We start from the raw sequence: 12,706 nt of genomic DNA, 5'->3' as shown, positions 1-12,706 counted from the left end.
GGAAATGATGAATTCAGTTAGCTACTCAGTCATGAAAACGAAAGAAGAATTTACTACAGCTTTTCAAAAAATTGCACAGCCGGCTGTGCAAGCATTGGATGAACGGCATCCGGGGCTGCTGGATATCGGTTCTGCTGGAGCAATTTACAGTAAAAAAACAAGAGAGGCAGAAGGTTTTTTACGGCTACTGTGGGGCTACGGCCCCTTCTATAGTCAGCAGTCAGCAGATGAAACCTTTGATAAGCTGTTGAAGGGCATCTGTGAGGGAGTCAATCCAGACTCTCCAGATTACTGGGGAAAAATTGGTCACGTAGATCAGCTAATGGTGGAGATGGCTCCTTTGGCAGTTTTTCTTGTGATGAATAAAGAAAAGGTTGACTCACGACTGTCGGAAAGACAGCACCACTACTTAGTTGAATGGATGAACCAAATTAATTCATTTGATACGGCGCAAAATAACTGGTTGTTCTTCAGGGTTCTGGTGAATGTTTGCCTTCATAAAAATTACGGAATGGATACCTTCGTTCAAATTGAAAAGGATTTCGCCAAGATTGAGACCTTCTATTTAGGAAACGGCTGGTATTACGATGGGGTGAAGGTTCAGATTGATTACTACATTTCCTTTGCAATTCATTACTATTCTTTACTGTATTCCGTTCTATTTGAAGCAGAAGATCCTCAACGCAGCAGAATTTTGAAGGAACGGGCTGCAGAATTCGCGCAGACATTTCAGCACTGGTTTGATGATGAGGGACGGGGAATTCCTTTTGGAAGGAGCTTAACCTACCGTTTTGCCCAAAGCTCTTTCTGGTCAGCGATGCTGTTTGCTAAGGTGGAGGGATTCGCTCCGGAGAAATCCAAAAGCTTATTAAGTAAAAATTTGGCTTTCTGGCTTTCACAGGATATCTTTTCTCCAGAAGGCTTGCTGCGAGTCGGCTACTGCTATGATGATCTGGTGATGTCGGAGGAGTATAATGCTCCCGGCTCTCCCTACTGGTCATTAAAGGCGTTTCTGGTTCTGGCGTTGCCGGAAGATGATTCAACTTGGTCATTGCCTGCTGCTTGTTCAGAATCATCAGCGGACACAGCGCCAACCCTGATAAAGGAAGCCAGAATGCTGTTGAAAAAAAGCTCTGACGGCAAAGAGGTTCAAGCCTTTCCTGTGGGTCAGTTTGTCGAGCTGCATACACATGGGGAAGCAAAATATGGAAAGTTCGTATACTCTACATTATTCGGCTTCAATGTATCTAAAGGGCTGGTTGGTTATGAAAAAGGCGGCTTTGACAATGTGCTGGCTGTTTCAGAACGCGACAACTTTTATCGTGTCCGTACAGCCTTTGAAAGCTACCATACGGAAAATACACATGTGGCTGTTACTTGGCAGCCTTGGGCTGATGTGGTTATTCAATCCTGTATTATTCCGTTTGGACAATGGCATTTCCGCATCCACAAAATCAATAGCGAAAGGGCATTGAATATTCGTGACGGCGGATTTTCGGTTCCTTATGATGGGGCAGAAACTGTACAAATCCAACAGACAGAAACACGCAGCTTTTTAGATTCAGCCATCGGGGTCTCTGGTGTCGTTAATCTCTCTGGTCAAGGACAGACAGGCATTTCAGCTCGTTTAGCGAATGTCAATGTTTTATACAACAACGTTGTATTTCCTTATCTGAATCAGGATATTTCTAAAGGAGAGACAATCATCTGTAATGCTTTCTTAGGAGATGGTCAAAAGAAGAGCAGCGAGATCCAAGACTTACCGAAGGCCGTTGTTTCTGATAACAAGGCAGTTCTAACTGTGGGACAAGAGCAAAAAACAATCGATTTACCGTTCATTTAAGGAGTAGAGGAGAAGACGATGGAAAAAATTGATGACTACTTGGATAAAATCGCAACGAAGGTTTTAAGCGAATCAGCCAGAATAGCAGAGGGCATTCCTTATATTCCGGAAAATGGGCGCTATACAGATATGGGGCAGGAAGATATTGCCTGGTGGACCAATGGCTTTTTTGGAGGACTACTCTGGCAGCTCTATCACCATACTGGGAAAGAAGCCTTCAAATCTCATGCAGAACGTATTGAAGTGAGACTGGATCAGGCATTGGATGAGTTCGTTGAGCTGCATCACGATGTAGGTTTTATGTGGCTTCACACAGCGGTAGCTAACTATCGTGCAACTGGGAATGAGAAATCCAGAGTTCGAGGGTTAAAGGCAGCTTCTGTTTTGGCTAGTCGTTTTAATAGTAAGGGGCAGTTCATTCGAGCATGGAATGAAGATAAAACCGGCTGGATTATCATTGACAGCATGATGAATATTCCGCTGCTGCATTGGGCATCCGCAGAACTCAATGATCCGCGCTTTAAGCAGTTTGCTATTGCTCATGCGGATACGGTTCAACAGTATCTTATTCGCAAGGATGGCTCATCAGCTCACATTGGCAGCTTTAATCCGGAAAGCGGAGATTTCATTGAATGGATTGGCGGACAGGGCTTTAGCAGTGATTCTGCCTGGTCACGAGGACAGGCATGGGCAATCTATGGCTTTGCGTTGAGCTATAGGCATACGAATAATGATGACTATTTAAATACAGCGATTCAGGTTGCCAATTACTTTTTAGCAAATATTTCGCAAACGAATGATGTACCAGCAGTCGACTTTAAGGCGCCAGCGATTGAAGAAGACACAGATACGAGTGCAGGAATGATTGCCGCCTGCGGTTTGCTGGAGCTAAGCCGGTTATTGCCGAAGGAACAAGGGAAAATCTATAAAGCTGCAGCAGAAAAAATGCTGACAGCAGTGTTGGAAGGCTATACGGATTTTTCAGTTGAAACGGATGGTTTAGTAAGCGGTGGAGCAGTTGACTACCACGGGAAAGAAGGCAAAAACGTTGGCTTGGTTTATGCAGATTACTTTTTGATTGAAGCTTTGCTGAAGCTAAAGGAAACTGAAATGGATCTTTGGTAATCGTGTCTTAGTCTACAGATGAGGGGGAAATACGATGAAAAAATATCTGTTATTCTTGCTTTTTTTTACTATTATTTTCCTCTCTTCCTGTGGAGAGCAGGAGCGCCTGCATTCTTTTGACCATCAGGTGGAAGAAGAAACAGCGGCAATCTATAAGCACTATTCTGCGGAGGCTTTTCAAAATGGCGATGTACCTCCGAATACTCTTATTCAGCTCAGCGGTGTCATTACGGTCACAGATAATGATGATGGACAGTCAGTCAAAAAAAATGACCGCTTTATTCTGGAAGCAGAAGGACAGCGGTATCAGGTAATTAATTATTCTGACAGTGAATGGCAGCTGGCGGAACAGGTAACAGTTTATGGAGAATACTATGGGTTTATCAAAGCTGAACAAATAAAAAATGAACTTTAGTAAGGGGGGACATGTCTTGAGCACTTGGCTCGGGCATGGGAAATAATGGAGTCTGTTAAACAGCGTCGTTCAAAAAGCTTGAAAAGAAAAAATTTATTGACTGCTTATTCATTTATCGCACCAAACTTTATCGGATTTTTCATCTTTACATTAATTCCGGTTGTTTTTTCGCTAATTCTAGCATTTATGGAATGGGATTCGTTCTCAACACCAAAGTTTGTCGGATTAAATAATTTTATCAAAATGATGAATAATGAAACGTTCTGGATTTCTTTTAAAAATACCATATTGTATACAGTTGGCGTGGTGCCGCTGACGCTGATTTTTTCATTGGGCTTAGCCATTTTGTTAAATCAGAAAGTTAAAGGGATGAAATTCTTTCGAACAGCATTCTTTTTCCCTTATGTAACGTCGCTGGTAGCTATCGCTGTTGTCTGGAATATGCTGTTTCATCCAACCATGGGACCGATTAATCAGTTTCTGAAAGTGATTATTGATAATCCACCGGGCTGGACATCTAGCTCTCAATGGGCATTATTCGCAATTATTATTGTTAGTGTTTGGCGTGGTATGGGTTATTATATGATTTTATATTTAGCTGGTCTACAAAGTATTCCTAAAGAATTGTATGAGGCAGCATCTATGGATGGAGCCAATAAGTGGAAGCAGTTTATGAATGTTACGTTGCCTTCGCTAAAGCCAACCACCTTTTTTGTCACAATTATGCTGGTAATCAACTGCTTTAAAATCTTTGATTTAGTTCAGGTTATGACAGCCGGCGGTCCAGGCAGGTCTACAAACGTACTGGTTTATACCATTTATAATGAAGCCTTTGTTAAATTTAATTTCGGCTATGCTTCAGCAATTGCACTGGTACTGTTTATTATCGTTCTGATGATTACGGTTGTTCAATTTAAATGGAATCAGATTCAGGAAAGAGCTTAGCGAAAGGAGAGGAGCGAGATGCAGATGACTGCAAAAACCAAACTATTGGATGCACCAGAGAAAAAAATGAAAAAGAAAAGCGGCGCGGTCAAACGAGGAGTTTTAATCGTAATCCTGACTATTTTGGGATTAATAACGCTGGTTCCGTTTATCTGGATGGTTTCAGCATCCTTTAAGGCGAATAATGATGTTTATACCGTTCCAATCCAATGGATTCCTAAGGAATGGCATCCGGAAAACTATGCAACCATTTGGGAGCGGGTCCCTTTAATGACCTTCTTTAAGAATACAGGTATTTTAAGCGTACTGATTACTTTGATCCAACTGTTTACCAGCAGCTTTGCTGCTTATGGTTTTTCCAAGATGTACTTTAAGGGCAGAGATGTACTGTTTCTAGCCTATATTGCAACGATTGCTGTTCCGTGGCAATCTTACATGATTCCGCAGTTTATTATGATGCGTAAGCTGGGATTAACTGATACTTTATGGTCGTTAGTTCTGTTGCAGGCCTTTAGTGCATTCGGTGTCTTCCTGCTTAAGCAATATTACAGCAGTATCCCGGATGAGTTGTGTGAAAGCGCTCGAATTGACGGATTATCTGAATGGGGCATTTACCGAAAAATTATTCTGCCGTTAACCAAACCAGCCATTGCCAGCTTGACAATTATTACATTTGTTAATACATGGAATGACTATATGGGACCGTTCATCTATTTGACCTCGACTGAGAATAAAACGATTCAATTGGGACTGAAAATGTTTGTTGGTCTGTACGATGCAGAATATGCGCTGATTATGGCAGCATCGGTTCTATCTATTTTGCCGGTAGCTATTGTGTTCCTCGCTATGCAGAAATACTTTGTGGAAGGAATTGCAACTTCAGGAATGAAAGGCTAGGTGAGCAGGATGAAGTCGATGCGTACATTTGAAAATAATATCTATATGAAAGCATTTCACTGGGCGTATTGTTTACTGACGTTCAATCTCTTATTTACATTGTTGAACCTGCCTTTATTCTTAGCATTCAATCTGTTAGCCATTGATTTGCGCAACCTGTTTTTTTTCTCATAGCAGCTCTACCCTTTGGCGGCGCGTTTGCTGCGCTGTTGGGATCGCTGGAGCAGTTTATTCAGGAAAAAGAAAGCGAGCCCTTCAAGGTGTTCTTTCGTCAAGTCCGTAAAGGCTGGTTAAAAGGAACCGGCTATTGGCTGGCTGCAATACTTTGTATGATTATCATTGGAGCAGATTTGTGGTTCTTTGTAGCAACTCCATGGTTTCAATGGATTAGTCCTTTGTTCTTTATTATTGGAGTGCTGGGGTTGGGGGTCTTTCTGAATACTGTTTATTTTCAGCTTAAAAATCCACTGGCTCGCAGAAAAGAGATTTACAAAATCAGTCTTTACTATGCACTTAGAAAATGGTATGTAACGGGACTCAACAGTTTACTGCTGATAATTATCCTAGGTTTTATGCTTTTGAAACCACAGTTTGGGTATTTACTCGCTCCATCCATTTTGGGCGGACTAATTTATTTGAACAGCAGCAAGCTTCATAAGTTGAGACAAAGCCCTGCTGAAAAGGTTTAAGCGGGGAGCTTTTTTTAAGGATATGTTAAGCTATGCTGGTAGGACAAAAACTGAATAAAATCATAAAGCTTGGAATTAAAATCAGGAACTTTCTGGTTTTATTCTAAGCTTTTTTCTACCAGTGTATGAGATTTCACTAATCATTTGAACTGTTAAAAGCAGGGGAATAGCAGTGATTACCTTTCCAATTAATAGTGACCTTTCTATAAGCAGATTTGATGATTGATGTTGATTAATAGCGTACTGCTGTAGATTTACAAAGGAATGACGAATACATGAAGTAGACTGAGAGGCTAAGCAATCTTTATTTTTCGGACGAAAAGTTGTAAATCTGGTATAGTTAAAGAAAAAAGCAAAGAGGATGCTTATGGAAATCAGACTTTTACGTTATTTTTGGACAGTTGCTCAGGAAGGGAATATTTCGAAAGCTTCAAGATTATTGAATATTACACAGCCAACACTGAGCCGGCAAATAAAAGAGCTTGAAGAAAGCATAGGGGTACCTTTATTTCATAGAGTAAAAAATAGGCTGACTTTGACTCAAGACGGATTTTTTTTGAAAGAACGTGCTGAGGAAATATTGCTGTTGGATGAGAAATTAGAACATGCTTTCTCAGAGCAGCGGAAGAAGCCCTTAAGCGGCTGTGTTACTATCGGCTGTGTTGAGGCAGACAACTCGGATACCTTAGCTATGCTGCTGGAGGAGCTGATAAGTGACTACCCGCAAATTCGATTTAATCTTGTCACTGGAACAAGTGAAGATATTGCCGAGCGCTTAGAAAAAGGAATTCTTGATTTAGCGATTTTGCTGGAGCCAGTCTCTTTACATGAAGTTGAAATGCTAAGACTACCCAGAGAAGAAACTTGGGGATTTCTTTTATCAAAAGAGCTGTTTATCGCTCAAAAGAAGCAGCTGACACCAGAAGATATGCTTGGTTTGCCTATTCTATGCTCCAATCGAGAAGAGGTACAGCGTCTATTGAGTGACTGGTCGGGCGTACCCATTACCAACTTAAATATTGTCGGTCATTTTAATTTGATTTTTAATGTATTTTCTTTAGTTGAAAATAAGGTTGGTGCAGCGTTAACAATTGAAGGGGCTGTTTCCAATAGAAATTCAGCAGAGACACTATTTGTTCCGCTGAGCCCATCAGTCAAAACGAGCTGTGTTCTAGTATGGAAGAAAAGAGTTCAGACACCTGCTGTTCAAGAGTTGATTAATCGGTTTAACTATGCTTTTCAACTATAGTCTTATGTAATAATAGGTATTAGACATAGAATAAAATGAGCGGTACGATAAACATGTGTTTATTGTACCGCTCATTTTTTTGGAGGGATGCTTATGACAGCGGTCATTATTTTTTTCTCACGGGCTGGAGAAAATTTTGTTAAAGGAAAAAAACAATATATTTTAGTCGGACACACTGAGGTTGTCGCAAGAAAGATAAGTGCTAAATTGAAGATTCCAGCGTATCCTTTACTGCCAGTTACACCCTACCCGAAAGACTATGAGGAAGTGGTTCAGCTAGCCGCAGAGGAAAAACAGCAGTCGCTGCGAATTTGCTATGAGAATTTGCCCGTTAATTTTAAGGATGTAACGCATGTCTTTCTTGGATTTCCCAACTGGTGGGGCAGCTTTCCTAGAGTAGTCGGGACATTTTTAGAGGATATGAATTGGGAAAACAAGATTATTTTTCCTTTTTGCACACATGAAGGCAGTGCTTTTGGATCAAGTATGCAGGATTTAGAAAAAGCCTGTGCCGGCGCAGAGATTAAAACCGGTTTACCCATCCGCGGTTCGCGTACTGAGCTGTCGGATACAGCGATAAAAAACTGGCTGCTTTCTTTTTAGAAGGTAGCATAAATAAAAAATAATGGAGGAATAGAGGATGACGAAGCATGAAGAAGTAAAAAACGGAGTGATTTTCCCCGTGGGTGAAAAGAATCAGGCATTTGCACAATACTTTATTGGACAAAGCTATTTACAAAGCTTGGTTGCTGACCCAGCCATAAGTGTGGGAGTTGGTAATGTCACTTTTGAACCTGGCTGTCGGAATAACTGGCATGTTCATCGGGACGGTTTTCAGCTATTGCTTGTTACTGGTGGTGAAGGCTGGTATCAGGAAGAAGGACAGCCGGCTCGATTTCTCAAAGCAGGAGATGTGGTTGTAACTCATGATGGGGTGAAGCATTGGCATGGCGCTGCGAAGGACAGCTGGTTTGAACATCTGGCCATTACCGCTGGAACACCTGAATGGCTGGAAGCAGTAAATGATGACTGGTACAACAGTTTAAAACAATAGGGAGGTAATATGATATGAGAAAACAGACAGCAGGAAGAAACCAATTGGGCGAATTTGCGCCGCAGTTTGCGGCCTTGAATGATGATGTGTTATTTGGAGAGGTATGGGCAAAGGAAGAAGAGCTTTCACTGCATGACAGAAGTATGATTACTTGTTCTGCTTTACTGGCGCTAGGCGCTCCTCAGCTTGAAGCTCATCTAAAAATCGCAAAGGAAAATGGTGTGACTAAGCAGGAAATTACGGCACTGATTACTCATCTGGCTTTTTATGCAGGCTGGCCTAAGGCTTGGACTGCTTTTTCAATGGCGAAGGAAATTTTTGACTAGCTGATTAAGCATCAGAATCAGGGAGAAGATTGTTATGAAAAAACGAAATGTGACAGGAAAATAGCTATAGTTCAAGTCCTGCTGCTCCCCGACTACTTGAAAAACAGGGCTGCATCCAACCCTGTTTTTACGAAATCGCAACGACCGCACACTTTGTCTTATTCACGAGAGAGGATTGCTGAGGGCGCTGCTGTTTGGCACGATATAGCTTTTCAGCAGAGGCGTTGGCAGTTTTTGTCGTTAGTCAACCTTTTTTAGCAGCTGTAAAAAAGCTTTCGCTGCATTAGAAAAAAACTGATCCTTTTTCCAGATAATACTAACAGAGGCAGTTAATGGCGGTGAAAAAGGAATAAAAGCTAAATCTGAATTTTCCGTAGAAAGAACACCATCAATACACAGTGCACTTGCAATATTATGTTTTACCAGGAGTGAGGCATTGTAAAGCAGGTTATATGTACCCACTACATTGAAATGTTCCAGATTGCTGCCCAGCCAATCAGCCAGCTGGTTGTCAACAGAGGACTGATTAGAAATTAATAACGGCGTACCGGCAATTTCATTAGGTGCGACCGTTTGTTTTTTTGCTAACGGATGTGTATGATTTACCAAAATTCCCCAGTGGTCAGATAACGGCAGGCGCTTATATTCATATTTTTGTTTTTCAACCGGATCAATAACAAGACCAAAATCTAACAGCCCTTTATCAACTTTTTCCAGTACATCGTCCGCATTCCCACTATATAACCGGATGGTTATCTTGGGATACTGTATTCTCAACTCCTGTAAAAGAACAGCGACGAATTCAAATGCTTTTGTCTCCCCGCCGCCAATGGCGATTTCACCGCTAATTTGTCCATCAGGAAGTAGATTTGAGGTTGTTGAATGAACAAGGGACAAAATTTCTTTGCCTTTATTAGCCAAATAGAGGCCTTCTTCGGTTAAGACGATCCCTCGGTTGCCCCGTTTAAAAAGTGTAACACCCAGCTCATCCTCTAAATCTTTAAGCTGCTTCGATAAGGTCGGCTGAGAAAGATGCAGCACTTCAGCTGCTTTACTGATGGTTTTTTCTTTAGCCACAGTTAAAAAATAATTCAGTACTCTTAATTCCATTTTTATTCCTCCTTCATATAGAAAATAGTTATAATTAGCTATTCAATATAAGTATTGGTTAAGTATAACTCATTTGCGTACAATAAAGGTAAGAAATTCAGAATAAGGAGAAGAAAGATGAAGAAATTAAATTTGCTGAAAAAAATCCAAAATCAAGACATAGTTGCTGGGTCACCATTATTTAAAGAGATTCATTTAGTTAAGGAAGCAAACGAACAATTACTAGTAGAAATGAATACAAGCTACCATACAAATATGGAAATGCTCTCGTATCTTGAAAAAATAACCGGTCGCAGCTTAGCTCCTTCAACAACAGTTTCGCAGCCCTTTTATAGTGACTTTGGGGGACACATTGAATTAGGAGAGGATGTTTTCATCAATAAGAACGTCACTTTTGTAGATTTAGGGGGTATTACAATTGAAGACCATGTTTTGATTGGTCCGGATTCAAGGTTGATTACAGTCAATCATTTGATTGAGCCTGAAAAAAGGCGAGGAATCCGAGCGGCTCCCATTTTAATCAAGGAGAATGCCTGGCTTGGAGGGAATGTTACAATTCTGCCGGGAATAACCGTAGGAAAAAATGCAGTTGTGGCAGCTGATTCAACAGTTACTAAAGATGTTCCTGATAATACCGTTGTAGCCGGCAGTCCGGCAAGGGTGATGAAGAAGCTTCCTTCTTGAATGGAAAAAGAAAAGAAGTTGAAAGGTGAAGATGCTATGCTTGATAGAAAGCTGAAAAGAGTTTACCGGCTGTTTTATGTGATAGGATTAGCAATGTTTTTTCTTTCCGGCTGTTCCCCCAAGGAAGCTGCTGTGCCAATTTCAGCTATTGAATCAGAGGATCAGTTGTCAGCGGCTCCCAAAAGCAGCAATCAAATAGATGGAAAGGAAAGTCTACGTATAGTGAAACTGAAGCTGGATAATCAAGACTTTCAGCTTGAGCTGGAAGAAAATGAGACTGTAGAGGAGTTGACTGCTCAGTTTCCTCTCTCTTTAGAGCTGGAAGACCTAAACCAAAATGAAAAATATGCCTACCTATCAAAAGCCTTACCGACAGCTCCACAAAGAATAGTCCAGATTGAAAAGGGAGATGTGCTGTTGTTCGGTTCAGATTGCCTAGTGATTTTTTATGAAAGCTTTGAGACAAACTACACATATACTCGTATAGGAAAAATTAAAGAAGCAGCAGCGTTAGATTTCCTTAAAGAAAGGAAGTCAGTATGGCTGTGGCTAGGTTAGTTAGCTTTATAGAGTGGACCGATTCGGGCTCCACTCTTTTTTTGTGGAAAATATAGAGATGGTCAAATATCCATTTAAAAAAAATTTTTCAGCCAGCTTACAAAAAATTTGAATTTTTGCGAATGATTTTTCCTTTTTCTGCGACTACCTTAATGTACACCACTTTTTTAGAAGGGAAAGAAAGCGTGTATTAGCCAAAATGATTTTTTTACAACAGTATATAAATAAGAAAGAGTAGCATTTAGTGACCTATCCTTAAACTACTTAATCACTGGTATACTGAAGAAAAGTAAATAACCAGCAGCGGAAAATAGTTGTTGGGAGACTAGGGAAGGGCGAAGGAGTGTGAGCAATGGCAGAAAAAAAGTATGAAGAAAAATTTATTCAGCTCTATCATTCCTATGTTGATGAAGTCTATAAATTCGTTTATCTGCGTACGGGTTTAAATCAGCAGCTGGCGGAAGATGTTACGCAGGATATTTTTCTTGAGGTATATAAATCTCTGAAAACATTTAAAGGTTTGTCCTCTGAGCGAACCTGGCTGTTTAAAATTGTCCGCAACCGCTTAAATGATTATTATCGAAAACAATATAAGCATTTTTCGGAAAATACCGATATAAATAATGAAGAGCTTCAGACGATCCCGGACTCTTCACAGGATATAGAGCTTGAACTCATCAAAGAATATGATAAGCAGCTGATCCGTACGTGCTTAAATAGCCTTTCGCCGTATTATCAGCTGATTTTGACAATGAAATACTTAGATGACTCATCAGTTAAGCATATGGCCGAACTATTAGGAAAAACGACAAAATCTGTGGAAAGTGTGCTTTATCGTGCAAAGCAGGCGTATATCAAGGAATATCTGAATCTTGGACAGGAGGAATACAGAAATGAAAACAAAAAATGATGACTTTATCAAGCAGTCGCTAGAAGAATTAGCATCAGATAAAGAAATATTTCCAAGTTCAATTCAAAAACAGCGGATGCTGGCAGCTATCCAAAGTGAAGTCAAGATAACAACTACTCGTTCCCGCAAACAACGGTTGAAAGACTTCATTGTGAATCGGCCTTATCGTTTTGCCTTTTCCTTCTCAGCTGTACAGGCGGTTATCTGTGCACTTGCTTTTGGAAATGACTACACAGAATTTATTTTAAAACTATTTGAATGAGAAGGGATGTGTTCTAATGAAAAAAATTTTTGAAATCCTGAATGATCCAGTAGGGTCTTTTAATAAACAGGATAAGGTGATTTCACTGCTGTTCGTTTCATTTACTGCGCTAATCGTTACAGCTTTCGACCCGCTGATAATGGGGACATCATTTACGATTATTAATCTGTTAAAGATTTTTCTACTGAGCCTAATTGAATATAGTTTATTTTGCTTATTGTTATTTGCGGTTTGCTGGATATTCGGCAACCGACAGAAACTTAGCTGGTTTTTGACTCAGTGGGCATTTACCTTGTTTCCTACAATGATATTTAGTGTTTTAATTCCTCTTATGTTTATTATCGAGTCCAATTACAATCATATGTCGGAAAATTTTTTATGGGGCTTATTTGTTAATATAGTCTTTTTCGGTGCACTCATCTGGAAAGTTATACTATACGTGCTGTTTTTAAGAAAGGCAGCTGGACTTAAAGGTATTCGTTTTTATGGAGCGTTGCTGCTGATTATAGTAGCAGCCTTGTTTTTAGCTGAGTTCATGGGCGGTATAGGTCCCAAAACACCCATTATCTGATTGATGTGTGAAGACAAAACTGGTTATATAAGCCAGTAAGTCCTGTAATTGAACTGGTTTGAATAAGA

Annotated in this window: 16 protein-coding genes; 15 read left to right on the top strand and 1 reads right to left on the bottom strand. The window is 40.3% G+C overall.

Annotated elements, in window-relative coordinates:
• Positions 1–7: 7 nt before the first annotated feature.
• The 10 genes from ACPWSO_RS04790 (at position 8) to ACPWSO_RS04745 (ending at position 8,543) form a co-directional block, all read left to right on the top strand.
• A complete protein-coding gene (locus ACPWSO_RS04790; protein WP_426081684.1) occupies positions 8–1,843 on the top strand; it encodes a DUF2264 domain-containing protein in 1,836 nt (611 codons plus the stop codon).
• A gap of 18 nt (positions 1,844–1,861) precedes the next feature.
• Positions 1,862–2,968 carry a glycoside hydrolase family 88 protein gene (locus tag ACPWSO_RS04785; RefSeq protein WP_426081683.1) on the top strand — a complete coding sequence of 369 codons (1,107 nt, stop codon included), beginning with the start codon at positions 1,862–1,864 and terminating at the stop codon, positions 2,966–2,968.
• Between the two features lie 34 nt (positions 2,969–3,002).
• On the top strand, positions 3,003–3,383 hold the full coding sequence (locus ACPWSO_RS04780; protein ID WP_426081682.1) for a hypothetical protein: 381 nt from the start codon (positions 3,003–3,005) through the stop codon (positions 3,381–3,383).
• Positions 3,384–3,428: 45 nt separating this feature from the next.
• Positions 3,429–4,328, top strand: a complete 900-nt coding sequence (locus ACPWSO_RS04775; protein ID WP_426081808.1) for a carbohydrate ABC transporter permease — start codon at positions 3,429–3,431, stop codon at positions 4,326–4,328.
• A 66-nt stretch (positions 4,329–4,394) separates the two neighbouring features.
• Positions 4,395–5,225, top strand: coding sequence for a carbohydrate ABC transporter permease (locus ACPWSO_RS04770; protein WP_426081807.1), 831 nt, complete (start codon positions 4,395–4,397; stop codon positions 5,223–5,225).
• A 170-nt stretch (positions 5,226–5,395) separates the two neighbouring features.
• Positions 5,396–5,914 (top strand): DUF624 domain-containing protein, encoded by a 519-nt coding sequence (locus ACPWSO_RS04765; RefSeq protein ID WP_426081806.1) that lies wholly within the window; start codon positions 5,396–5,398, stop codon positions 5,912–5,914.
• A gap of 367 nt (positions 5,915–6,281) precedes the next feature.
• Positions 6,282–7,163 (top strand): LysR family transcriptional regulator, encoded by an 882-nt coding sequence (locus ACPWSO_RS04760; protein WP_426081681.1) that lies wholly within the window; start codon positions 6,282–6,284, stop codon positions 7,161–7,163.
• A gap of 93 nt (positions 7,164–7,256) precedes the next feature.
• Positions 7,257–7,766, top strand: a complete 510-nt coding sequence (locus tag ACPWSO_RS04755) for a flavodoxin (protein WP_426081680.1) — start codon at positions 7,257–7,259, stop codon at positions 7,764–7,766.
• 37 nt (positions 7,767–7,803) lie between these two features.
• Positions 7,804–8,217, top strand: coding sequence for a cupin domain-containing protein (locus ACPWSO_RS04750; protein ID WP_426081679.1), 414 nt, complete (start codon positions 7,804–7,806; stop codon positions 8,215–8,217).
• A 14-nt stretch (positions 8,218–8,231) separates the two neighbouring features.
• Positions 8,232–8,543, top strand: coding sequence for a carboxymuconolactone decarboxylase family protein (locus tag ACPWSO_RS04745; RefSeq protein WP_426081678.1), 312 nt, complete (start codon positions 8,232–8,234; stop codon positions 8,541–8,543).
• Between the two features lie 240 nt (positions 8,544–8,783).
• Here ACPWSO_RS04745 and ACPWSO_RS04740 read toward each other — a convergent pair whose 3' ends face one another.
• Positions 8,784–9,653: a LysR family transcriptional regulator gene (locus ACPWSO_RS04740; protein WP_426081676.1), complete on the bottom strand. Its 870-nt coding sequence runs from the start codon at positions 9,651–9,653 to the stop codon at positions 8,784–8,786.
• A 117-nt stretch (positions 9,654–9,770) separates the two neighbouring features.
• Here ACPWSO_RS04740 and ACPWSO_RS04735 point away from each other — a divergent pair, with 117 nt between their 5' ends.
• The 5 genes from ACPWSO_RS04735 to ACPWSO_RS04715 all read left to right on the top strand — a co-directional run bounded on the left by ACPWSO_RS04735 (position 9,771) and on the right by ACPWSO_RS04715 (position 12,638).
• Positions 9,771–10,337: a DapH/DapD/GlmU-related protein gene (locus tag ACPWSO_RS04735; RefSeq protein ID WP_426081675.1), complete on the top strand. Its 567-nt coding sequence runs from the start codon at positions 9,771–9,773 to the stop codon at positions 10,335–10,337.
• Entirely contained in the window at positions 10,338–10,895 is a 558-nt protein-coding gene (locus ACPWSO_RS04730; protein WP_426081674.1) for a cyclophilin-like fold protein, read from the top strand.
• A gap of 352 nt (positions 10,896–11,247) precedes the next feature.
• Entirely contained in the window at positions 11,248–11,805 is a 558-nt protein-coding gene (locus tag ACPWSO_RS04725; protein WP_426081673.1) for an RNA polymerase sigma factor, read from the top strand.
• Positions 11,789–12,067 (top strand): hypothetical protein, encoded by a 279-nt coding sequence (locus ACPWSO_RS04720; RefSeq protein WP_426081672.1) that lies wholly within the window; start codon positions 11,789–11,791, stop codon positions 12,065–12,067. Before ACPWSO_RS04725 ends, ACPWSO_RS04720 begins: the two co-directional genes overlap by 17 nt.
• A 16-nt stretch (positions 12,068–12,083) precedes the next feature.
• Positions 12,084–12,638 carry a hypothetical protein gene (locus ACPWSO_RS04715; protein ID WP_426081671.1) on the top strand — a complete coding sequence of 185 codons (555 nt, stop codon included), beginning with the start codon at positions 12,084–12,086 and terminating at the stop codon, positions 12,636–12,638.
• Positions 12,639–12,706: the final 68 nt, after the last annotated feature.

The organism is Enterococcus sp. LJL51 (assembly GCF_049894025.1).
GTDB lineage: Bacteria > Bacillota > Bacilli > Lactobacillales > Enterococcaceae > Enterococcus_L.
The sequence above is the reverse complement of the archived record's forward strand: the minus strand, read 5'-3'. Positions and strand labels throughout refer to the sequence as shown.

Coding starts and splice junctions, on each gene's coding strand:
- ACPWSO_RS04735 (WP_426081675.1), top strand. CDS start 9,771: ATGAAGAAATTAAATTTGCTGAAAAAAATCCAAAATCAAGACATAGTT.
- ACPWSO_RS04780 (WP_426081682.1), top strand. CDS start 3,003: ATGAAAAAATATCTGTTATTCTTGCTTTTTTTTACTATTATTTTCCTC.
- ACPWSO_RS04740 (WP_426081676.1), bottom strand. CDS start 9,653: ATGGAATTAAGAGTACTGAATTATTTTTTAACTGTGGCTAAAGAAAAA.
- ACPWSO_RS04775 (WP_426081808.1), top strand. CDS start 3,429: ATGGAGTCTGTTAAACAGCGTCGTTCAAAAAGCTTGAAAAGAAAAAAT.
- ACPWSO_RS04720 (WP_426081672.1), top strand. CDS start 11,789: ATGAAAACAAAAAATGATGACTTTATCAAGCAGTCGCTAGAAGAATTA.
- ACPWSO_RS04785 (WP_426081683.1), top strand. CDS start 1,862: ATGGAAAAAATTGATGACTACTTGGATAAAATCGCAACGAAGGTTTTA.
- ACPWSO_RS04745 (WP_426081678.1), top strand. CDS start 8,232: ATGAGAAAACAGACAGCAGGAAGAAACCAATTGGGCGAATTTGCGCCG.
- ACPWSO_RS04755 (WP_426081680.1), top strand. CDS start 7,257: ATGACAGCGGTCATTATTTTTTTCTCACGGGCTGGAGAAAATTTTGTT.
- ACPWSO_RS04750 (WP_426081679.1), top strand. CDS start 7,804: ATGACGAAGCATGAAGAAGTAAAAAACGGAGTGATTTTCCCCGTGGGT.
- ACPWSO_RS04730 (WP_426081674.1), top strand. CDS start 10,338: ATGGAAAAAGAAAAGAAGTTGAAAGGTGAAGATGCTATGCTTGATAGA.
- ACPWSO_RS04770 (WP_426081807.1), top strand. CDS start 4,395: ATGAAAAAGAAAAGCGGCGCGGTCAAACGAGGAGTTTTAATCGTAATC.
- ACPWSO_RS04790 (WP_426081684.1), top strand. CDS start 8: ATGAATTCAGTTAGCTACTCAGTCATGAAAACGAAAGAAGAATTTACT.
- ACPWSO_RS04725 (WP_426081673.1), top strand. CDS start 11,248: ATGGCAGAAAAAAAGTATGAAGAAAAATTTATTCAGCTCTATCATTCC.
- ACPWSO_RS04760 (WP_426081681.1), top strand. CDS start 6,282: ATGGAAATCAGACTTTTACGTTATTTTTGGACAGTTGCTCAGGAAGGG.
- ACPWSO_RS04715 (WP_426081671.1), top strand. CDS start 12,084: ATGAAAAAAATTTTTGAAATCCTGAATGATCCAGTAGGGTCTTTTAAT.